Here is a 20,257-nt window from a genome sequence, read left to right as displayed (position 1 = left end):
GGTCACGCCCAAGGACGTGGGCGACCTGCGCAAGCGCACCGATCCGGCCAGCAGCCAGGTCATCGTGCTGCAGATGCGCTGAAACCGGCGCGTTCCGGTCAGCGGCGCAAAGGCGGGCCGGGTACGGCCCGCCTTCTTCGCTCGGGCGACCGTCGAGTGGGTCGTTGATGTGCGGCCGTCATATGGTGCCCGAACCCGACGAAAAGGCATGGCGGAGCGCATCTCCGAATCTGTCAAAGCCATGTAGCGGCGCTTTGACGTGCTCCTGCGGGTGAGAGGGAAGCCGCGGGGCGGATTTCGTTGTTTTCGCGCCCAAAAGGCACCCACAAACCCAAAAATAAGATCAAAAATTAATCTAGCGGCGAAAAATTTCAGGATCAGATCATCGGCCAAATTGTCAACAATCCGGTCGACCAAATAGGGGAGGTCAGGACATGGAGGGTCGAATGAGCAGAGCGCCGCAGCACCTGGATGGACGGACCAACGCCGTGACCGAGGGCCCGGATTGGCCGGTCGGCGCGGAGGCGGCGGGCGCGCAGGGTGCAAGGGCGCAGGGGGCAGGGGCGCAGGGGGCAGGGGCGCCGGAAACCGCGACGCTTGTCGAGATCCTGCGCGACCGGATCGTGCGCGAGGTCTTCGTCAGCGGCCAGCGGCTGCGCGAACGCGAGATCGCGGAGGAGTTCGCGGTCTCGCGGGCCCAGGTGCGCGAGGCGTTCTCGGTCCTGACCGAGCGCAGGCTGCTGGACCGCAAGGCGAATGTGGGCGTCACCGTCGCCCGCCTCGGACCCGAGGAGATCGCCCAGCTCTACGAATTGCGAGGGGCGGTCGAGGGGCTGGCCGCTCGCCTCGCGGCCGAGCGCGCGCCGGAGGGCGCCTGGGATGACCTTCTCCACAGCTTCGGCGCGCCCGCCGACGAGATGATCGCGGCCGCCGACCTCGAAGGATACGGCAAGATCGTGGACGAGGCGCAGCAGCGGCTGGTGCGCTATGCCGCCAACGCGGTTCTGAACGAGACGATGGGCGTGCTGGCGGATCGTTCGGCCGTTCTTGCCCGGCGCTCGATCCTGCTGCCGGGTCGAACGGACGTGGGCCTGAAGATGCACCGCGAACTTCTGGCGGCGCTGATCGCCCGGGACGGCGAGGCCGCCGAGCGGATCAAGCGCGCCAACCTTGCCGATGCCTGCGAACGGCTGGTGCGGTTCGCCCACTACCTGCGCTGAGGGGATCGCGGATGCCGATGCAAAGCTGGAACGTCGGGATCGATGTCGGTGGAACCTTCACCGACATCGCGGCGGTCAATCTCTCCGACGGGCGGATGGAGGTGCTCAAGCTGCCCTCGACGCCCGCGTCGCCCGATGCGGCGATGCTGGAGGGCGTGGCGCGGCTGGCCGCGCGGATCGGCATATCGCCCGCCGATTTCATCCGGTTCGCCCATGGCACGACCGTTGCGACCAATGCGCTGATCCAGGAACGCGGGGCGCGGCTGGCGCTGGTGACCACCCAGGGGTTCCGCGACGTGCTGGAGATCGGTCGCCAGGTCCGGCCCCACATGTTCGATTTTCACACCGATGCGCCGCGCCCCCTGGTGCCGCAAGAGCGCCGCTTCGAACTGCGCGAGCGGCTGCTTGCCGACGGCAGCGTCCACGTGCCGCTGGACGAGGATGAGATCGCCCGCATCGTCGACGCGGTGGCGGCCTCGGGGGCGGATGCCTGTGTCGTTTGCCTGCTTCATGCATACCGCAACCCCGATCACGAACGCCGCATCGGCGCGGCGCTGCGGTCGCGTCTGCCCGACCTGTTCCTGTCCCTCTCGCACGAGGTGCACCCGGAGTTCCGCGAATTCGAGCGCTTTTCAACCACCGCGATCAACGGTTTCGTCCAACCCGAGATGGCACGCTATCTTGCCCGGCTCGAACGCGGTCTGGCGGATCTGGGGTGCCGTGCGAAGATCGGCATCAACCAGTCGTCCGGTGGGCTGATGCCGCTTTCGCGGGCCGCGCAGCTTCCGGTGCGCACCGCGCTGTCGGGGCCGGCCGCCGGGATCGTGGGGGTGCTGGAAACGCTGGGCGATGCCTCGGGCGGCGATTTCATCACGCTGGACATGGGCGGCACCTCGGCCGACGTCAGCCTCGTGCGTGGCTTCACGCCCGCCTTCACCTATGAGCGCGAGATCGAGGGGCGGCCGGTCAAGCTTGCATCGGTCGACATCAACGCGGTGGGGGCCGGTGGCGGATCCGTCGCCTGGCTCGATACCGACGGGCTGATGAAGGTGGGGCCGCAGAGCGCCGGTGCCGTGCCCGGGCCGGCCTGCTACCGCAAGGGGGGCGATCAGCCCACCGTGTCGGATGCGAACCTTGCCCTCGGGCGGTTGTCGCCAAGCCTGCTGGACGGCGCGATGGAACTTGACGTCGCCGCTGCGGAGCGGGTGATCGCGGCCATCGCGGATCCACTCGGGCTGACGGCGCAGGAAACCGCGCTGGGGATCGTCGAGATTGTCAACGCCACGATGGTCGGCGCGATCCGCCAGATCTCGGTCGAGCGCGGGCTCGATCCGTCGGGTTTCGATCTGGTGGCCTTTGGCGGGGCGGGGCCATTGCACGGGGCCGAGGTCGCGCGGGCGCTGGGGATCGCGCGTGTGATCATCCCGGCGCGCCCGGGTCTCCTGTGTGCCGAGGGCCTGCTGAACGCCCCCCTGCGCGAGGATTACGTGCAGGCGCTGGGAGTGTCCCTCGACCCTCGGGGAATGGCGGCTCTTGGCGATGCTGCAGCGGAGCTGATGGCGCGCGCCCGGGCGTGGTTCGAGAGCGAGGGCGAGAGCGCGGCCGGCAGTGCGGGCCTCGGTGTCGACCTGCGCTTCGTGGGCCAGAATTACGAGCTGCGCCTTCCGCTGCCCGAAGACGCGACCGAGGACAGCCTGCGCGCGGCCTTCGTCGCGCGTCACGCCGAGATGTACGGCCATGCCGACGCGCACGCCCCGATCGAGATCGTGGCGCTTCGGGCGGAGGCCGTGATGCCGCTGCCGCGCGCCGCCGAGGCCGCGGCACGCGCGGTCTCAGGCCCCCCGGTGCCCACCGGCACCCGCGACGTCACCTACGGGCCCGAGGGGCCTCTCACCGCGCAGGTCTTCCGTCGCGACGGCCTGTCCGCGGGGCACCGCTTCGCCGGGCCCGCGATCGTCGAACAGGTCGACAGCACCATCGTGATCGGCCCGCGCGACATCGCCCATGCCGACGGCCGCGGCAATCTGATCATCGAGCTGACCCATGACTGACCTTTCTGCAGACGAAACCCGGATGTCCGCGACCGAAGGGCCGCAGGGCGACAGCACTGGCGAGCGGGCCGCCTTGTCGCCGATCCGGCTGCAACTGCTTCAGAACGCGCTCACCTCGATCACCGACGAGATGTTCTCGGCCCTGACCCGCACGGCCTTCTCGGGCAACATCAAGGAACGTCGCGACCATTCGACGGCGATCATCGACATCGAGGGCAACCTTGTCGCGCAGGCAAGCCAGTCGTTGCCGATCCACTTGTCGGGCCTGATCGGGCTGGTCGGCGCGATCCGCGCCGCACATCCGCTTGAGACGATCCGCCCGGGCGACATGTTCATCGCCAACGACCCGCACGAAGGCGGCGGATCGCATCTGCCCGACATCAACACCGCCGAGCCGGTGTTCATCGGCGGCACGCTTGTCTGCTTCGTCTGCACCATCGCGCATCATTCCGACATCGGCGGCGCCCGCGCGGGGTCGATGGCGTCGGGGCTGACCGAGATCTGGCAGGAGGGGATCCGAATTCCGCTGATCAAGCTTTACAGCGCGGGGCGGCGGATCGACGACATCTGGAACATGATCCTGCTGAACATGCGGATGCGCGAAGAGCGGCTGGGCGATTTCAACGCGCAGTTCGCCGCCTCGCGCCTCGGGTTGCGGCGGATGGAGGAGCTGTCGGCCCGGGTCGACGCGCCCACCCTGCGCGCGGCCTTCGCCGGGATCCTCGACGCAACCGAACGGCGGATGCGCAGCGCGATCGCCGCGATCCCCGACGGCACCTACAGCTTCGAGGACGTGATGGACGGCGACGGGCTCGAGGTGTTCGACATCCCGATCCGGGTGACGATGACGGTCGCGGGCGACGCCATCGCGATGGATTTCGCGGGCACCGGCGCGCAGGTGCCGGGCAACATCAACCTCGTGTTCAACGGGCTGCAATCGACGGTCAGCTTCGCGCTCAAGGTGCTGCTGGATCCCCGCGCGCCCAACAACTCGGGCCTGCTCCGTCCGGTCACGATCACCGCGCCCGAGGGATCGGTCGTCAACGCCGTGGCCCCGGCGGCGGTGGCGCACCGGGTGCAGACCGGGATGCGTGTGGTCGATGTGATCTTCGGCGCCCTTGCCGCGGTGCTGCCGCGGGCGGTGACCGCGGCCTCCAACGGGTCGAATACCTCGGCCATGTTCTACGGGCGAAATCCCCGCACCGGCCGCGAATACGTCTATTTCGAGACCCTCGGCGGCGGGTCCGGCGCGCGGCTTGGGCGCGACGGCAAGGACGGCGTGCAGGCCGGGCTGACCAACACCTCGAACCTGCCGGTCGAGGCGATCGAGGCGGAATATCCCCTGCTGGTCGAGGGCTATAACCTGATCGAGGGCTCGGGCGGTGCAGGGCGCACGCGCGGCGGGCGCGGGATCGCCCGGGCGATCCGCCCGCTGGGCCATGTCACCGAATTCTCCGGTTCGGGTGAGCGCTTTCGCGTCGCGCCCTGGGGGCTTGAGGGCGGCGCGCCGGGCCGGACGGGGCAGTTCTCGCTGCGCCGGGACGGTGCCGAGGCGCCCGAGGCGCTGCCTGAAAAGGCCAGCCGCGTGACCATCGGCCCCGACGCCGTCCTGGTGATCGAGACCCCCGGCGGCGGTGGCTGGGGCGACCCGGCCGGGCGCAAGATCGGGGACGCGTGATGGATCTGGCCCTGCACCTGGCCGGCGGCTGCCGCCGCGCGATCGAATGGGTCGCCAGGATAATGGCGACGATCGCCGGCTGGGCCTATGTCGGCACGGCGGTGTTCGTCACGCTCGACGCGCTGTCGCGCACCTTCCTGGGCGTGAGCTCGGGCGCCACGACCGAGATCTCGGGCTACCTTCTGGCCTTCGGCATCAGCTGGAGCCTGGCGCACGGGCTGGCGGAACGCGCGCATATCCGGGTCGACCTCCTGGTCGGCAAGATGCCCCTGTGGCTGAGGGTCTGGGCGCATCTGGCCGCACTTCTGCTGCTGCTCGGCCTGGTCGCGATCCTGTGCTGGTCGGCGACGAAGGTGCTGGGCGAAACCATGCTGTTCAACGCCCGGGACCTGTCGGCGCTGCGCATCCCGCTGATCTGGCCGCAAAGCCTGTGGGCCTTTGGCGTCTTCGTGCTGGCGCTGTTCACCGCCGCGCTGACGCTTGAGGTCGTCCTGCTGCTGGCCGCCCGGCGCCCGGACGAGATCGAGACACTGATGCACGCCCAATCCCATCAGGAAGAGGCCGACGAGGCGCGCCGCGCGCTCGACGAGGGCAAGGAGAAGCCCCGCGAGGAGGACCAGCCGTGATCGCCGTCGCCGTCTTCATCCTGTTCCTGATCGCCTTCGTCTGGCTGTCGATCTCGGGGACCGCGCCGGATGTCAGCATCTGGCCGATCATCGGGCTTTGTCTGCTGTTTGCCGGCTGTTTCGCCGCCGGCGTCTACATCGCCGCGATCCTCGGGGTTCTTGGCGTGGTGACGGGCTTCGTGTTCTCGAACCGGCCATTCTACGATTTCCTCGGGTCGGTCGCGTGGACCACCTCGTCCGACTACGTGCTGATCGCGCTGCCGCTGTTCTTGCTGATGGGCGAGCTGCTGTTGCGGTCGGGCGTGTCACAAAAGCTGTATGCCGCCGTCAACCTCTGGCTCAACCGCGTGCCCGGCGGCCTGTTGCACACCAATATCGTCGCCTGCGCCGCATTCTCGGCGATGTCGGGCTCCTCAATCGCCACCGCCGCAACGATGGGGTCGGTCGCGCTGCCGCAGTTCGAGGGCACGTCCTATGATCGCCGGATGGTCCTCGGGTCGCTGGCGGCGGGGGGCGCGCTTGGAAGCCTGATCCCGCCCAGCACGATCCTGATCATCTATGCGCTGCTCACCAACACCTCGGTCGGCGCGCTATATGCCGCCGCCCTGTTGCCGGCGCTTCTGGTGACGGCGCTCTGCCTCGGCGCGATCTTCCTGCACGGGCTGCGCAATCCGCTGCCGGCGGGAACCCGGCGCCTGCCGCTGACGATGAAGCTGCGCGGGACGCTGGGGATCCTGCCGACGGTCATTTTGATCCTGCTTGTGCTGGGCACCATCTATTCGGGCCTCGCGACCCCGACCGAGGCCGCGGCCTTCGGTGTGGTCGGGGCCATGATCTTCGCGGCGATCGGCGGCGAACTGACGCTGAAGATGGTCAACGAAAGCGCGGTGTCGGCGGCGCGCACTACCGCGATGGTCGGACTGATCCTGATCGCGGCCTTCGTTCTGAACTACGTGCTGACGAGCCTGCGGGTGCCGCAATCCGTCGCCGCGCTGATCGCAGGGTTGCCGGTGCCGGGCTGGGTGATCATGGCGGCGATCATCCTCGTCTATCTTGCGATGGGGACGATCATGGAAGGGTTTTCCATGGTGGTGACGACGATCCCGGTGATCTTCCCGGTCGTTACCCAGCTCGGCTACGACCCGATCTGGTTCGGCGTGATGGTCACCCTGCTGGTCGAGATCGCCCTGATCACCCCGCCCGACGGCACCGTGATGTACGTGCTGCAGGGGCTGCGAAAAACGGGGCCCATCACCGATATCTTCTCGGGCGTCATACCGTTTCTCGGCGCCTACCTCATCGCCGTGGCGCTGCTGCTGGCCTTTCCCTCGGTTGCGCTGGTCTTCCAGTAGCCCGCGACAAGCCCCCTGCGCCTTTCCCTTTCCTCCAGACCCCCGGAACACACGATGACCGAACCTGCGAACGACACCCCGCTGATGATCGACATGCTGGGAGGCGCCCTGGGCATCCTGACGCCGCCCGCGTCAAGCCCGCTCGATTACGGGCTCAAGCTGATCGAGGGCGGGCTTTCGGCGTCGAACCTGACGATGGCGCTTTACGCGCGCGACATCAAACCGGTGCTGAACGAGTTCTTCGACTACCAGAACCTGTTCGCCGAGGCGCCGCACCGCCTGCTGCATGTGCGCACCACCGATGACATACTCGAGGCGCGCGCATCGGGCCGGCTGGGGGTGATCCAGGGGGTGCAGGGCCTGCATTTCATCGAGGATCACACCAGCTTCATCCAGATCCTCGCGACGCTGGGCCTGCGGGTCGCGGCGCTGACCTACAACGAGGCCACCCAGTTCGGCGCCGGCTGCCTCGACCCGATCGACAACGGGCTGACGCTGATGGGGCGGCGCGCGGTGCGCGAACTGAACCGCTGCGGGATCCTGGTCGACGTCTCGCACGCGGGCGAGCGCACGAGCCTCGAGATCGCCGCGCTGAGCGACAAGCCGGTCGCCGCGACCCATTCCAATGCCAGGGCGCTGATCGATTCCGGCCGCAACCTGACCGACGCCCAGATCATCGCCTTCGCCGAGACCGGCGGGGTGATCGGGATCTCTCCCTATTCGCCGTTCTGCGGCACCGATGCGCGCCCGACCCTCGACGACGTGCTGCGCCATTTCCGCTACGTCGCCGATCTGGTCGGGGTCGAGCATGTCGCCATCGGCACCGACTTCTTCCCGCATTCCAAGATCAAGTGGGAGAACGGCACCCGCCGGATGTACCCCGAGATGGTCGGCCCCTACGTGTTCGAGACGCTCTACGCCGAGGGGCTGGCGGGGCATGCCGATCTGCCGAACCTGCCCGCCGCGCTGGAGCGCGGGGGCTTTTCCGCGGCCGAGGTCGAGGCGATCTGCGGCGGCAACGCCCTGCGGGTGCTGAAAGCGGCCTGGGGGGCCTGAGCGATGTTGCTGAACCGCGCGCGGGCGACACGGACGATGGCGGCGGCAGGGCTCGACATGATCCTGCTCGCCGATCCGCGGACCTTTCTCTACGCCACTGATTTCACCGCGCCCTCGACGTTCTCCTTCCTCGACCGGCCATTTCTTGCGCTCGTCGGGCCCGAGAGGGTTCAGGCCATCGTGCCGAGCTGGGATTACGACGATTTCCGGGCCCGGTCCTGGGTCACCGACGTGCTGGGCTACACGGAATTCGCGACCGACCGCGACGGCGACCTCCTGCCCTCGTGGCGGGTGGCGCTGGATCGCTGGCTGCCGCGCACGGGTCGCCTGGGGATCGAGGAGCGCTATCTTCCGGTCTGGATCCGCGAAGCGCTGACAGAGCTGCGTCCCGATCTGCAGCTGGTCGATGCGCAAACGGTCGTGCGCGACATCCGCACGGTCAAGACGTCGGAGGAAATCGCCCGGGTGCGCATCGCCACGGCGGCGATGGAGGGGGCGGTCGGCGACATGTTCGCGGCCGCGCATGACGGCATCACCGAGGCCGAGATGGGGCGTATCTACGCCACCGGCGTTGCTTCGCGCGGATGCGAGAATATCGCCAATTTCGTCCTGGGCTTCGGTCCGGGCGGGGCGGTCAGCCACGCCATCCCGGGCGATCGCAAACTGACCCCCGGCGATGCGATCCGCTTCGATCTGGGCGCGCGGTATCGCGGCTACCACGCCGATACCGCCGTCACGCGCCTGTGGAAGCAGATGTCGCCCGCGCAGGAGACGCTCTATCGCGGCGTGCTCGACAGCCAGCGGGCGGCGGCGGACCTGCTGTGCGCCGGGCGTCCGGTGCGCGAGCTCTACGACCTCTGCATCCGGACCGCGCGTGACTGGATCCCGACCTTCCGGATGGAACACGTGGGCCACGGCCTGGGGGTGGAGCATCACGAAAACCCGCCCCTGATCGGCACCGGCACCGCGACGCTCGAGGCCGACATGATGATCAACGTCGAGACCCTCTTTCTCGACCCGGTCCATGGCGGCTTTGCCATCGAGGATACCTACCTCGTGACGGAAACCGGCGCCGAGAAGCTGACCGGGTTCGACCGCACGCCGGTCCTGATGCCGGCCTGAGGGGCGGCATTCCAATCAACCGATAACAGCAACAGGGAAACACGATGAAGAGCCTTCTCACCTGCCTGAGCGCGTTGTCCGCCGCGGCGACGGTCGTGGCGTTCGCCGCCTCCGGGCCGGCACGTGCCGAAACCCCGTCGCTGCCGGCCTCCGGCGCGAAGATCACGATCAAGACCGTGACCCAGACCCTGCCGACCCTGCCGCAATACACGCAGGTCGAGCTGCCTGACTACAAGGCGGCAAAGACCTGGTCGCATGACCGGGTCACGATCCAGCCGTCGACCTGGGCGGAATACGGCGTCAAGGCGGCGGACATCCTGCCGATGGTGCGCCAGGGTCAGATCGACATCGGCGCCGCGCCGCTGGCACAGGTCGCGGGGCAGGTGCCCTTTCTCGAGATCGCCGATCTTGCCGGCCTTTCCCCCGATGTCGCGACGGCCAAGAAGGTCGCCGAGGCGGTGATCGGCGATTCCAACGCCGCGCTCGGGAAGTTCGGCATCAAGATCATCGGTACCTATCCGTTCCCCGCCAACATCCTGTTCTGCAAGAGCCGGATCGGCAGCCTCGCGGATCTGAAGGGCCGCAAGGTCCGTACCTTCTCGGCCTCGCAGAACGATCTGGTGACCAGCCTCGGGGCGCAGACCGTCTCGATCGGCTTCCCCGAGGTCTATGGCGCCTTGCAGCGCGGGACGGCGGATTGCGCGGTGACGGCCGCGCTCTCGGGCAACGCCGCGAAGTGGTACGAGGTGACCCATTCGATGCTGAACATCCCGATCTCCTGGGGGACGGGCGGTTATTACGTCAGCACGAAGTGGTGGGATTCGCTCGATCCGCCGGTGCAGAAATTCGTCGCCGATCTCTACGCCGACATCTCGGCCAAGCAATGGGCGCTTGCCGCGCGCGGCTCGGTCGATGGCGTCGCCTGCAACACCGGCAACGCGGCTGAATGCAAGATCGGAACCCTCGCGCCCAAGTCCGAGGAGATGACCGTGACCGAGCCGTCGAAATCCGACCTCGCGCTGCTCAAGAGGACCCTCGCCGACAAGGTTCTGCCGGCCTGGGTGTCGCGCTGCGGCAAGGCCTGCGCGACCGAGTTCGACAAGACCGTGGGGCCGATCACCGGCCTCAAGGTGACCCCCTGAACGATCCATCCCGAAGGGCAGGGGGCCGCGACAGTGGCCCCCGGTTCGGGCAGGCAATCAATCGGGCCGCGCAGGGCGGCGCACGACATGCGGCAGCGCCGGAACGACCCCGGCCGCCGCTGACTGGACCAGACGGAGAAGAACGTGGACGACATCATCGGCGAAGCGCTTGATCGATTGATCACCGTGGAGATGCGCTATGCCTCGGGCGTGCCGCGCGGGATCATCGCGCCGCTTTACGACGCGGCGCGGCAAGAGGCGGGCCGACCACTGACCACCCTCGCGGTAGAGGCGATTTGCCGGGCCGTCGCGCCCGGGGATCGGGTGCTGATCGTCACCGGGGCGGGGGCGCCGCCGTTCCTGCCGGTGGGTGAGACCGACGGTCCGCTGGGCGCGGTCGCGATCGGCCACGCGCTTGACCGTGGGCTGGGCGCCAAGCCGGTGTTCCTCTCCGAGGAACGCAACCTCGGCCCGATCGCCGCGACCGCCGAGGCGGCGGGGCTTTCGGTGCTGGACGAGGCGACGTTCGACGCCCGCCCGGCCGCGGCGCTGTGCGAGGCGCTCGCCCTTGCCCCGGCGGATGTCGAGGCGCAGGCGGAGGCGCTGATCGCACGGCACGCGCCGAGCATCGTGATCTTCGTCGAAAAGGGCGGGCCGAACGACAAGGGGGTGTTCCATACCATCACCGGCCGCGGCCGTGACCGCAGCGTGATGGCAAGCGCCGATGCGCTGCATGCCGCTGCCGTGCGCGCGGGTGTTCCGACGCTTGGTATCGGTGACGGCGGCAACGAGGTGGGCTTTGGCCGCATCCCGGAGGCGGTGGCCGAGATCCAGGAATTCGGGCACCGCTGCGTCTGCGGTTGCGGCGGCGGCATCGGTACGGTGGTGCCCGCCGACGTGCTGGTCGTTGCGGCAATCTCCAACTGGGCGGGCTACGCGATCGCGGCCGGCATTGCCCTGACCACCGGGCGCACCGAGGCCCTGCACTCGCTGGACGTCGAGGCGGAGATGCTTGCCTCCTGCGCCCGTGCCGGTGCGGTGGACGGGTTGAACGGACGCCAGATGAAGGGCGTGGACGGAACCACCGCGGCGACCCAGCTGGCGATCCTGACCATGATGCAAAACATCGTGGACAATGCCCTGAGGCCGCTGTCGCGGGGTTTCTGACCATGACGCCGAGGACAATTCCGAAGGGCCGCCGACCATGAGCGCGACACACCATGGCGTCCCGAGCGCCGATGCCGCCTGCGCCCCGTTCGTGCGGCCGCGCACGGCCGAGGATCGCGCGGGCATCGCGCACATGCGGACACGCGGACGTGAGGCCACGGGAGCGATCAATGCCCGCGGGGCCTTGGCACTGCTGAAATCTGCGCTAGTTAACTTAACGTCAATAGCGTCGCAGGGATCTGAAATATCTAGCAAATCGCCTCTGGCCCTGTCGTAGGGCCGCCCGGCTGATCAGCCAAAAAGTCAAGATCTATGATGTCACTCTTCTCTCAAGCTGCGCCGTTCGTCGCAGCAGTCAGACGCTCTCCTCGGCTTCCCACGCGAAGGTCGCGGGGGCCCGTATTTTCCCACACCTCAAAGGACCGCAGATGACGTCGCTTCCGCTTCGCTCCTCGCGTCGCGCCTTTCTCGCGGGGGGCGTCTCGCTTCTCGTGGTCGGCGCGCTCTCGCCAGTTTCGGCGCATAGCTATTCCGGTCAGCTGCCCTGGCTGATCGACAACACCGAACCCCCGGTGCCGGTAAAGCCGGGCGGCTGGTATTTCTTCCTGCCCGACGAAGTGGCGCTGATGTCGGCGATCTGCGACCGCCTGATCCCGGCCGATGACCTGAGCCCGTCGGGCACCGACGCAGGCTGTGTCGTGTTCCTCGACCGGCAGCTGGCCGGCCCCTATGGCCGGGCCGAGCGTCTGTACATGAAGGGCCCGTTCCACCCCGGCCTGCCGACGCAGGGCTACCAGGGGCCGAACACCCCGGCACAGCGCTTCCGCAAGGGCCTTGCCGCGATTGGCAAGGCGGTGGACGCCAAGACCCCGGGCAAGAAGTTCACCGACTGGGACGCCAAGGACCAGGACGCCTTTCTCACCTCGCTGGAGAAGGGCGACGTCAAGTTCGGCAACGGTCTTGATTCCAAGACCTTCTTCGCCTTCATGCTCGAGAACGTCATGGAGGGCTTCTTCGCGGATCCGATCTACGGCGGCAACAAGGACATGGCCGGCTGGAAGATGATCGGCTTTCCCGGGGCGCGCTACGATTACCGCGCCTGGGTCCCGCAACACAACAAACCCTTCACCGGCGCCCCGATCTCGATCGCGGGCAGCGTGCAGTGGGGCGGAAAGGCAGACAAATGAGCAAGGTACTTCCCCGCAAGGATGTGGTCGTCGTCGGTCTCGGCTGGACCGGGTCCATCGTCTCTCATCAGCTGGCCGAGGCCGGCCTCGACGTCGTAGCGATCGAACGTGGCCCCTGGCGTGACACCGCGACCGATTTCAACGTCGGCTACATGCCGGACGAGCTTCGCTACGCGATCCGCCGCGACCTGTTCCTGCAGGCCCGGGCCGAGGCGATCACCGTGCGCAACAACACCGGCCAGGACGCCCTGCCGATGCGCAACTACATCGGCTTTCTGCCGGGCAACGGCGTCGGCGGCGCGGGTGTCCACTGGAACGGCCAGACCTGGCGCTTCTACGACAGCGATTTCGAGCTGAAATCACACCTGACCGACAAGTACGGTGCCGACCGGATCAAGGATCTTCAGATCCAGGACTGGGGCGTCACCGGCGCCGAGATGGACGGCTATTACGACCGGTTCGAAAAGCTCGCGGGCATCTCGGGCAAGGCGGGCAACATCAAGGGCGAGATCCAGCCCGGCGGCAACCCCTTCGAATCCGCCCGTTCGGACGAATATCCGCTGCCGCCCATGCAGATGACCTATGGCCCGTCGCTCTTTGCCGACATCACGGGCAAGATGGGTCTGCACCCGTTCCCCAGCCCCTCGGCCAACCTGTCGAAGAATTACGTGAACCCGCTGGGGATCGCGATGGGTCAATGCACCTACTGCGGCTTCTGCGAACGCTTCGGTTGCGCCAACTATTCCAAGGCCTCGGCCCAGACCACGGTGCTGCCCGCCCTGATGCGGATGCCCAACTTCGAGGCCCGCACCCAGTGCGAGGTGCTGAAGGTCGAGGTGCCGAAGGGCGCCGAGATGGCCCGCGGCGTCACCTATATCGACAGCACCGGCGAGGAATATTTCCAGCCGGCCGACATCGTGGTGATCTGCGCCTACCAGCTGTTCAACGTGCGGCTGATGCTGTTGTCGGGGATCGGCAAGCCATATGACCCGCAAAGCGGCGAAGGCACGGTCGGGCGCAACTACTGCTACCAGACCAACGCCGGCACGCGCCTCTATTTCGAGGACGACAAGAAGTTCAACCCGTTCATCGCGGCAGGCGCCCTGGGCCAGACCTGCGACGATTACAACGGCGACAGCTTCGACCACAGCGATCTGGATTTCGTCGGCGGCGCGGGGATCAACTGCATCCCCTCGAACGGTCGCCCGATCGAGACCCGCCCAACCCCGCCCGGCACCCCGAAATGGGGCGCGGAGTGGAAGAAGGCGACGCGCGACACCTACCAGAGCTCGCTCGCCTTCGGGGCGCAGGGCAGCAGCTACGCGACGCGCGGCAACTACCTGGATCTCGACCCGACCTACAAGGACAACTACGGCCGGCCGCTTCTGCGGATGACCTTCGACTTCCCCGACAACGACCTGCGGATGTCGCACTACGTCTCGGACCGGATGGAAGAGATCGCGAAGGCCTCGGGTGCCAAGCAATACACCGTGTCGCGGCAGAAGAAGGGGTGGAATTCGGCGATCTACCAGTCGACCCACAACACCGGCGGCGCGATCATGGGGACCGATCCCACGACCAGCGCGCTGAACCCCTATCTGCAAAGCTGGGACGTTCACAACGTCTTCGTCGTCGGCGCCTCGGCCTTCCCGCAGAACGCCGGCAAGAACCCGACCGGCACGGTCGGCGCGCTTGCCTTCCGCGCGGCCGACGCGATCCGCGATCAATATCTGAAGGCGCCGGGCGCGCCGCTGGTGAAAGCATGAAACGTCTTCTGTCCCTCGCGCTGGCCGCCAGCGCCCTCGTCGCCGCGACCCCCGGGTTCGCGGAAGAACTTGCCAACCAGGTCATGAACGGCCGCTACCAGGCGATCCTTGGCGATTGCTCGGGCTGCCACACCGTATCCGGCGGCAAGTACCTTGCGGGCGGCGAGGCACTTGTCACGCCGTTCGGCAAGCTGGTTCCGCCGAACATCACCCCCGACAAGGCAACAGGCATCGGCAACTGGTCGTATCAGGATTTCCGCAACGCCATGACCAGGGGGGTGGGCCATGACGGCAAGCACCTCTACCCGGCGATGCCTTATCCGAACTACTCGATGATCCCCGACCGGGATCTGAAGGACCTGTGGACCTACCTCAAGACCGTGACCCCGGTGGACCGCAAGGTCGTGGCGAACCAGCTTCCGTTCCCGTTCAACCAGCGGGTGGTGATGCGTGGCTGGAACATGATCAACTTCACGCCGAAGACGTTCAAGGCCGATCCGGACAAGAGCCCGGAATGGAACCGTGGCGCCTATATCGTCCAGGGACCGGGCCATTGCAGCGCCTGCCACAGCCCCAAGACGCTGCTGGGGGCCGACAAGTCCTCGGGCGCCTATACCGGGGCAGAACTGCAAGGCTGGTACGCGCCGAACATCACTGGCGCCAAGCGGCGGGGGATCGGCGACTGGTCCGAGGATCAGATCGTGCGCTACCTCAAGACCGGCACCGACGGGAAGACCACGGCTTCCGGCCCGATGGCCGAGGCGGTCACCAACTCGACCTCGAAGATGACTGACGCCGACCTCAAGTCGATCGCGGTCTACATCAAGTCGCTGCCGGCGAGCGAACCGGCAGCGCCCAAGCCGCTTGCGGCCGACGACGCGCGCATGACCGCGGGTGCTGCGATCTACCGCGACAATTGCTCGGCCTGTCACGGTGCCGGGGGCGAGGGGGCGAAGAACCTCTTTCCTGCGCTCAAGGGCGATGCGGTGCTGATGCAGGATAGCGTTGCCGTGCCCGCGCGTGCGGTCCTCTTCGGCAGCAAGGGGGCGCAGACCGCCGCCGCGCCGACACGGCCCGGCATGCCCGCCCTGGGCTGGCGCCTGAACGACACGCAGGTGGCCGATGTCCTCAGCTACGTCCGCAACTCCTGGGGCAATGCCGGCGCGCCGGTGGCGGCCAGCGATGTTGCCACGGTGCGCAAGCAGGGACGCTGACGCAGCGAGACCCACGGCGCGGGGGCTCAGGTCCCCGCGCCTCGCCTCCCCCGCTGATCACCTTGCGCAAGGTGGGGCAGAACGGAAATTCCTGCATCACCCGATCCCGGTCTCAGGGGCCGGAACAGGTGCGCTCCTGCTGCAGCGCCATCTCGTCGAGAATATCCGCAGCCGCGGCGCCGGTCAGGGCCGAGGTCCACAAGTCGTTGGCCATCTCCTCGTGCATCTGCACGACGTGATCCATGTCGATGATCGAGGCCACGCCAAAACGCACGTTGGGAATGTCGACGACGCGGAAGGGGCTGTTGACCACCCGCGTCCGCTCGTGCTCGCGGATGATCTGGAACCCGCTGACCGGCAGGCCTTCGGTCAACAGGCCGATCTGAACACCCATCGGCGGATGGCGCAGCATGGCGGCGATATGCCGTACCTCGCGGATGGCATGGGTGCGGCGTTCATATGAAATCGCCTCGGGCACGTTGGTGCGGGCGACCAGCCCGGTCGCGAGGAACCGCTCGATCTCGGGCACCGAGGAAATGCTCACGATGCTCAGCCTGTTGTCCCAGAACGCCTGCTTTCGCCGCCTGAGGCTGTCGAGAAGGCCATCAAGCTTGCGTTCCACCGCGGGGGACATCGCGGGATAGGTCTCGCTCAGCGCGCGGCGCAGGATGGTGTCGTATTCCTCCGAGGTCAGCACATAGGCGATCGGCCCGAAGACGATGACGGTGGATTGCGCGCGGCTTTCGATCTGGCGGATGCGTTCGAAGAAGACGATGCCGTCCGACACGAACTCGATGTCGATCCCCAGAAGCGCGGTCATCGGCACCCGCAAGAGGCGGGCCAGCCGCTGCACCGTCTCGATCTTGACCACCTCGCCCTGTTCGTAGCGGTAGACCGCGGCGCGGCTGACGCCCAGCTTCTTCGCCACGTCGTCGACGCTGCGGTTAGAGGCGATGCGATACGCGCGAAGACGCTCCCCGATATCTGGAAACCCCTTGTCCGGGTCGGCCACTGTCCACTCCTGTCTCATGTCATGAGAATTTGTATCTAAATATTTCGGGCATCGCAAATCTTGAAGCTGTCATGAGAATGACGTGCTCAAGGTCAAAGGGCGTGGCCTCCCACTGGCCAAGGTCGAGCTGCCCTGACCGGGCAAGGGCGACGAGGCGGGGAACGGCCGTTTGCGGGTACATCCATTGTCCGTGCAGGGTGATGCAGTTCCGCATGAGCCAGGCGTAGGGCAGTTGCAGGTCGTCGCCCCCCAGCATGCCGATACCGCCCATCAGGACCGCCCGGCCATAGGGGCGGACCGCCATGAGCGCCGCCGGCGCCACGCTTGCAGGAACCGTGGGCGGCAGGATGTCGAGGACGCAGTCGATGTCCTCGCGCGCCGCCGCGCCCATCGCGATCGTGTCGTCTTCCGCATCGCCGCCCAGCATCACCGGGCTGAGGCGGCTTCCATAGCGGCGGACGAGATCCTCCAACACATCGCCATTGCGGCCCGGCACGACGACCTCGGCCGCGCCCATTGCCAGGGCGACGGCCACCGCCGCGGTGCCGAACGTGCCCGTCCCGCCACTGACGAGAACGGTTTCGCCGGGCTGGGGCCCGCCTTGAGAAAACCGCCGTAAGGCACGAGCGCGGGACCGAGCGCCGCCCATTTCAGCGCCTCACCCGGGGCGAGATCTCCAAGCGGCACGGCATTCTCCAGCGGCACGCGAACCTGTTCCGCCAGGGTGCCGTCGTGCCTGCGTCGTTGCAGCCGCAAGCCGCCCTCGCCGCGGGCGCTGAGGCCCTGAAGCGTCATCTTGGGTGCGAGGACATCGTCGCGTGACCGGACGGCGGTATCCACATAGACCCAGTCGCCGGGGTGGAGCCGGACCGCATCCGCCCCTGTCGAAACGACGCGCCCGACGCCGCCGGCCCCCGGCACCGCCGGTAGTTCGAGTGGATAGCGGCGGCCGCCGGAAAAGACTTCGGCGAAGTAAGCAGAAGGCCGCTTGCGTCGACCTCCACCACGACATCCCCGGCCCTGGCGGCGGGTGCCGGAATATCCTCGATCTGCAGGGGCTGCCCCCATGCCTTGAGAACGACGGCTTTCATGGACGTCTCCGATATGGGGAAGTGCGTTTCCCCCGAGATTATGAGCGCCATGTCACCCAGCAAGACCAACCTTGATACTGGTCTGCAAAGGGCCAGCCTATGCCACCCTCGCCGCACCCCGGGGCTGCGCCGCGACGAGCTGGCGCAACGCGCGGGCATCAGCGTGGAATGGTATGTGAAGCTGGAGCAGAACCGCGCGGTCGCCCCGTCCCGGGAGGTGCTGATCGCCTTGTCCGGCGCGTTGTGTCTGAACGACGCGGAGGAGCGCCGCTTGCTGACCCTCGGAAGCGGTCAGCCCTCCGCGCGGTTCGCGCCGGAAGCGGTTCCGCCGGTGCTCGAGGGTTTCGTCTCCTCCCTTTCCGCGCCGGCCTGGGGCGTCGGGGAACGATGGGACCTGCTGACCTGGAACGCCGCGGCGGCGGATCTTCTGGGCGGGCTTCTGGATCTCCCGGAGGCGGCCGATAGATCCCCCGGAGGCGACGCCGATAAATTTCACCGAGGTGACGCCGAACCTGCTGTTGCTCATGATGCTGGACCCGCGTGCCAGGGCGCTTTTCGGGCTGGGCTGGCCGGACGAGGCCCGACGGATGCTGAACCTGTTTCGCGCCGCATACGATCGCCACGTGGGTGACAGCGCGTTCGAGGACGTCATGCGCGCGATCCTCGAACGGTCGCCCGAGGCGTCTGGCTGGTGGGCGGCGCACCATCGCCGAGTACCGAAAACCGGCGGAAGACGCTCCATCTGCCTGACGGGACACGCCGGACGTTTCAGTTCCTGTCGATGCGGCCCGATAGTGGTGGAAACCTCAGGTTGATGGTCCTGATCGACGAGGCGGAGAGCCGCTGAAGCGGGCCATGCGTCGGTGGCACCCTGCCCGCAAGCCGTGCCGCGGCAGTGCTGGACGGCCCCCGTCCCGCGGTGTCCCGACGCCGAGGCAGGGGGATTTCCCGCCCCGGGGCAGTGTGCAATCGGCCCGGTCCGGATGTCTCACCTTTGGCAGAGGTGGTGACGGCGGGCAACTCGTCGGGTCCCGGATCGGGCGGGCAACGCTGCGGCGATCGCGGGTTATGATGCGATATTGTAATTACTGTAATCCGATAAATTCATTTCACTTATGATATCCGTCCTCCCATGGTGCGTCCCGCCGGAATGCCCGCGACGGAAGGGACAAGGCGCGCCGCAGGGCCGCGCGAGGAACCGTCGCCCGCAGCCGTGCAATGACATACGGGGAGAGGAGGAACCCAATGCTTGCCGTGATCGGCCTTCTGACAATCATCGTGGTCCTTGCGGGGATCATCTCGAAGCGGCTTTCGCCCATGGCGGCGCTGATCCTGGTGCCCATTGTCGCGGCCCTGCTGGCCGGGTTCAGCCTGCACCAGACCACCGGTTTCGCGATGGCGGGCATCGCCAAGATCGCGCCCGTGGTGGGGATGTTCATCTTCGCCATCCTGTTCTTCGGCGTGATCAAGGACGCGGGCACGCTGGAGCCGATCATCAACGGCATCCTGAGGATCGTGGGCATGCGCCCTTCGCGCATCGTCGTGGGTACGGCGGTGCTGGCGACGATCGTCCATCTCGACGGTTCGGGGGCGGTGACTTTCCTCGTGACGGTACCGGCGATGCTGCCGCTGTTCGACCGTCTCGGCATGGATCGCCGGATCCTGGCCTGCACGGTGGCAATGGCCGCGGGCACCGCGAACATGCTGCCCTGGGGCGGGCCGACGCTGCGCGCGGCAAGCTCGCTTCAGGTGTCGATCACCGATCTCTACCTGCCGATGATCCCGGTGCAGATCGTGGGCTTCCTCTGCGTCCTCGTCTTCGCCTGGATCCTTGGTCGACGCGAGGAACGCAGGCTTGGCCTTGCCGGTGGCGCGATGGCCGCCGCGGGCGGACCGGCGCACCACCGCCGCGAGCTGACCGAGGACGAGGCCGGCCTGACACGCCCCGGGATGTTCTGGGTCAACGTCGTGCTGGTGATCGCGGTGCTGGCCTCGATGATCGCGCAGGTCGCGCCGCCGGTGATCTGCTTCATGCTGGGCACGATCCTTGCGCTGCTGCTCAACTACCCCTCGGTCGACCTGCAGCGCGGGCGCATCGACGCCCATGCCAAGGCCGCGCTGATGATGGGGTCGATCCTGCTGGCCGCAGGCGTGTTCGCCGGGATCATGGGCGGGACCAAGATGCTGTCGGCCATGGCCGCGGCGGCGGCGGCACATATCCCCACCGACCTTGCCGGGCACATGCCCGTCGTGCTGGGGATCCTGTCGATGCCGCTGAGCATGCTGTTCGACCCGGATTCCTTCTACTTCGGCGTGCTGCCCGTGATGGCCGAGGCGGGCAATCACCTTGGCGTCGCGCCGGTCGAGATGGGACGCGCGGCGATCATGGGGCAGATGACGACCGGCTTCCCGGTCAGCCCGCTGACGCCTGCCACCTTCCTGCTGGTGGGGCTGTGCGGGGTCGAGCTTGGGGATCACCAGAAATTCGCGTTCAAGTACCTCTGGGCGATCTCGGTGGTGATGACCGTCGCCGCCGTGTTGTTCGGGGTGCTGCCGCTCTGACGGAGAAGCAA

General features: G+C 67.4%; 19 protein-coding genes. 15 read left to right on the top strand and 4 right to left on the bottom strand.

All coding sequences use genetic code 11. The annotated features are described in order from the left end of the window. The coding region (locus CVV76_RS25460) for a hypothetical protein (protein ID WP_233192989.1) at nt 1-393 on the bottom strand (393 nt) is incomplete at its 3' end. Between the two features lie 53 nt (nt 394-446). On the opposite strand from CVV76_RS25460, the gene CVV76_RS16665 reads away from it, so the two are divergent. From CVV76_RS16665 to CVV76_RS16610, 12 genes are all read left to right on the top strand, one after another. Beyond that, nucleotides 447-1,220: a GntR family transcriptional regulator gene (locus CVV76_RS16665; RefSeq protein ID WP_158243189.1), complete on the top strand. Its 774-nt coding sequence runs from the start codon at nt 447-449 to the stop codon at nt 1,218-1,220. A gap of 11 nt (nt 1,221-1,231) precedes the next feature. Beyond that, entirely contained in the window at nt 1,232-3,271 is a 2,040-nt protein-coding gene (locus tag CVV76_RS16660) for a hydantoinase/oxoprolinase family protein (RefSeq protein WP_102225812.1), read from the top strand. 22 nt (nt 3,272-3,293) lie between these two features. Then, nucleotides 3,294-4,949, top strand: a complete 1,656-nt coding sequence (locus CVV76_RS16655) for a hydantoinase B/oxoprolinase family protein (protein WP_158243188.1) — start codon at nt 3,294-3,296, stop codon at nt 4,947-4,949. Beyond that, nucleotides 4,949-5,575 carry a TRAP transporter small permease gene (locus CVV76_RS16650; RefSeq protein ID WP_102225810.1) on the top strand — a complete coding sequence of 209 codons (627 nt, stop codon included), beginning with the start codon at nt 4,949-4,951 and terminating at the stop codon, nt 5,573-5,575. The genes CVV76_RS16655 and CVV76_RS16650 overlap by 1 nt, the downstream gene beginning before the upstream one ends. Then, nucleotides 5,572-6,927: a TRAP transporter large permease gene (locus tag CVV76_RS16645; protein ID WP_158243187.1), complete on the top strand. Its 1,356-nt coding sequence runs from the start codon at nt 5,572-5,574 to the stop codon at nt 6,925-6,927. Before CVV76_RS16650 ends, CVV76_RS16645 begins: the two co-directional genes overlap by 4 nt. Nucleotides 6,928-6,981: 54 nt before the next feature. After that, nucleotides 6,982-7,983: a dipeptidase gene (locus tag CVV76_RS16640; protein ID WP_102225808.1), complete on the top strand. Its 1,002-nt coding sequence runs from the start codon at nt 6,982-6,984 to the stop codon at nt 7,981-7,983. 3 nt (nt 7,984-7,986) lie between these two features. Next, the gene (locus CVV76_RS16635; protein WP_102225807.1) at nt 7,987-9,105 is read left to right on the top strand and encodes a M24 family metallopeptidase; all 1,119 of its coding nucleotides are present in this window, start codon (nt 7,987-7,989) and stop codon (nt 9,103-9,105) included. 44 nt (nt 9,106-9,149) lie between these two features. Beyond that, on the top strand, nt 9,150-10,247 hold the full coding sequence (locus CVV76_RS16630) for a TRAP transporter substrate-binding protein (protein ID WP_102225806.1): 1,098 nt from the start codon (nt 9,150-9,152) through the stop codon (nt 10,245-10,247). A 144-nt stretch (nt 10,248-10,391) separates the two neighbouring features. Next, the gene (locus CVV76_RS16625; protein ID WP_102225805.1) at nt 10,392-11,414 is read left to right on the top strand and encodes a glutamate cyclase domain-containing protein; all 1,023 of its coding nucleotides are present in this window, start codon (nt 10,392-10,394) and stop codon (nt 11,412-11,414) included. Between the two features lie 428 nt (nt 11,415-11,842). After that, nucleotides 11,843-12,601, top strand: coding sequence for a gluconate 2-dehydrogenase subunit 3 family protein (locus CVV76_RS16620; protein ID WP_102225804.1), 759 nt, complete (start codon nt 11,843-11,845; stop codon nt 12,599-12,601). Beyond that, nucleotides 12,598-14,367, top strand: coding sequence for a GMC family oxidoreductase (locus tag CVV76_RS16615; RefSeq protein ID WP_102225803.1), 1,770 nt, complete (start codon nt 12,598-12,600; stop codon nt 14,365-14,367). The genes CVV76_RS16620 and CVV76_RS16615 overlap by 4 nt, the downstream gene beginning before the upstream one ends. Continuing rightward, a complete protein-coding gene (locus tag CVV76_RS16610; protein WP_102225802.1) occupies nt 14,364-15,581 on the top strand; it encodes a c-type cytochrome in 1,218 nt (405 codons plus the stop codon). Before CVV76_RS16615 ends, CVV76_RS16610 begins: the two co-directional genes overlap by 4 nt. 112 nt (nt 15,582-15,693) lie before the next feature. On the opposite strand, the gene CVV76_RS16605 is transcribed toward CVV76_RS16610, so the two are convergent. From CVV76_RS16605 to CVV76_RS25690, 3 genes are read right to left on the bottom strand one after another with little or no spacing between them, the layout of a single operon-like run. Further along, a complete protein-coding gene (locus tag CVV76_RS16605) occupies nt 15,694-16,593 on the bottom strand; it encodes a helix-turn-helix domain-containing protein (protein WP_158243186.1) in 900 nt (299 codons plus the stop codon). Between the two features lie 19 nt (nt 16,594-16,612). Continuing rightward, the gene (locus tag CVV76_RS25215) at nt 16,613-17,128 is read right to left on the bottom strand and encodes a hypothetical protein (RefSeq protein WP_199178636.1); all 516 of its coding nucleotides are present in this window, start codon (nt 17,126-17,128) and stop codon (nt 16,613-16,615) included. Beyond that, nucleotides 17,020-17,661 (bottom strand): alcohol dehydrogenase catalytic domain-containing protein, encoded by a 642-nt coding sequence (locus CVV76_RS25690; protein WP_199178632.1) that lies wholly within the window; start codon nt 17,659-17,661, stop codon nt 17,020-17,022. The genes CVV76_RS25215 and CVV76_RS25690 overlap by 109 nt, the downstream gene beginning before the upstream one ends. A gap of 21 nt (nt 17,662-17,682) precedes the next feature. Between CVV76_RS25690 and CVV76_RS16595 the strand changes: the two genes are divergently transcribed. The 3 genes from CVV76_RS16595 (at nt 17,683) to CVV76_RS16590 (ending at nt 20,246) form a co-directional block, all read left to right on the top strand. Then, on the top strand, nt 17,683-18,315 hold the full coding sequence (locus CVV76_RS16595; RefSeq protein ID WP_102225799.1) for a helix-turn-helix domain-containing protein: 633 nt from the start codon (nt 17,683-17,685) through the stop codon (nt 18,313-18,315). Beyond that, nucleotides 18,209-18,499 (top strand): MmyB family transcriptional regulator, encoded by a 291-nt coding sequence (locus CVV76_RS25685; protein WP_158243185.1) that lies wholly within the window; start codon nt 18,209-18,211, stop codon nt 18,497-18,499. Before CVV76_RS16595 ends, CVV76_RS25685 begins: the two co-directional genes overlap by 107 nt. Nucleotides 18,500-18,929: 430 nt before the next feature. Beyond that, nucleotides 18,930-20,246, top strand: a complete 1,317-nt coding sequence (locus tag CVV76_RS16590) for a CitMHS family transporter (RefSeq protein ID WP_102225798.1) — start codon at nt 18,930-18,932, stop codon at nt 20,244-20,246. Nucleotides 20,247-20,257 lie beyond the last annotated feature (11 nt).

The organism is Acidimangrovimonas sediminis, from assembly GCF_002871005.1.
Taxonomy (GTDB): Bacteria; Pseudomonadota; Alphaproteobacteria; order Rhodobacterales; family Rhodobacteraceae; genus Acidimangrovimonas; species Acidimangrovimonas sediminis.
This window is presented reverse-complemented; position numbering and strand designations above follow the sequence as displayed.

What these genes read in the sequence shown, in the direction of transcription:
- CVV76_RS16665 (WP_158243189.1), top strand. Translation starts at nt 447, where the DNA reads ATGAGCAGAGCGCCGCAGCACCTGGATGGACGGACCAACGCCGTGACC.
- CVV76_RS16660 (WP_102225812.1), top strand. Translation starts at nt 1,232, where the DNA reads ATGCCGATGCAAAGCTGGAACGTCGGGATCGATGTCGGTGGAACCTTC.
- CVV76_RS16655 (WP_158243188.1), top strand. Translation starts at nt 3,294, where the DNA reads ATGTCCGCGACCGAAGGGCCGCAGGGCGACAGCACTGGCGAGCGGGCC.
- CVV76_RS16650 (WP_102225810.1), top strand. Translation starts at nt 4,949, where the DNA reads ATGGATCTGGCCCTGCACCTGGCCGGCGGCTGCCGCCGCGCGATCGAA.
- CVV76_RS16640 (WP_102225808.1), top strand. Translation starts at nt 6,982, where the DNA reads ATGACCGAACCTGCGAACGACACCCCGCTGATGATCGACATGCTGGGA.
- CVV76_RS16635 (WP_102225807.1), top strand. Translation starts at nt 7,987, where the DNA reads ATGTTGCTGAACCGCGCGCGGGCGACACGGACGATGGCGGCGGCAGGG.
- CVV76_RS16630 (WP_102225806.1), top strand. Translation starts at nt 9,150, where the DNA reads ATGAAGAGCCTTCTCACCTGCCTGAGCGCGTTGTCCGCCGCGGCGACG.
- CVV76_RS16620 (WP_102225804.1), top strand. Translation starts at nt 11,843, where the DNA reads ATGACGTCGCTTCCGCTTCGCTCCTCGCGTCGCGCCTTTCTCGCGGGG.
- CVV76_RS16615 (WP_102225803.1), top strand. Translation starts at nt 12,598, where the DNA reads ATGAGCAAGGTACTTCCCCGCAAGGATGTGGTCGTCGTCGGTCTCGGC.
- CVV76_RS16610 (WP_102225802.1), top strand. Translation starts at nt 14,364, where the DNA reads ATGAAACGTCTTCTGTCCCTCGCGCTGGCCGCCAGCGCCCTCGTCGCC.
- CVV76_RS25690 (WP_199178632.1), bottom strand. Translation starts at nt 17,661, where the DNA reads ATGGGGGCAGCCCCTGCAGATCGAGGATATTCCGGCACCCGCCGCCAG.
- CVV76_RS16595 (WP_102225799.1), top strand. Translation starts at nt 17,683, where the DNA reads ATGGACGTCTCCGATATGGGGAAGTGCGTTTCCCCCGAGATTATGAGC.
- CVV76_RS25685 (WP_158243185.1), top strand. Translation starts at nt 18,209, where the DNA reads ATGATGCTGGACCCGCGTGCCAGGGCGCTTTTCGGGCTGGGCTGGCCG.
- CVV76_RS16590 (WP_102225798.1), top strand. Translation starts at nt 18,930, where the DNA reads ATGCTTGCCGTGATCGGCCTTCTGACAATCATCGTGGTCCTTGCGGGG.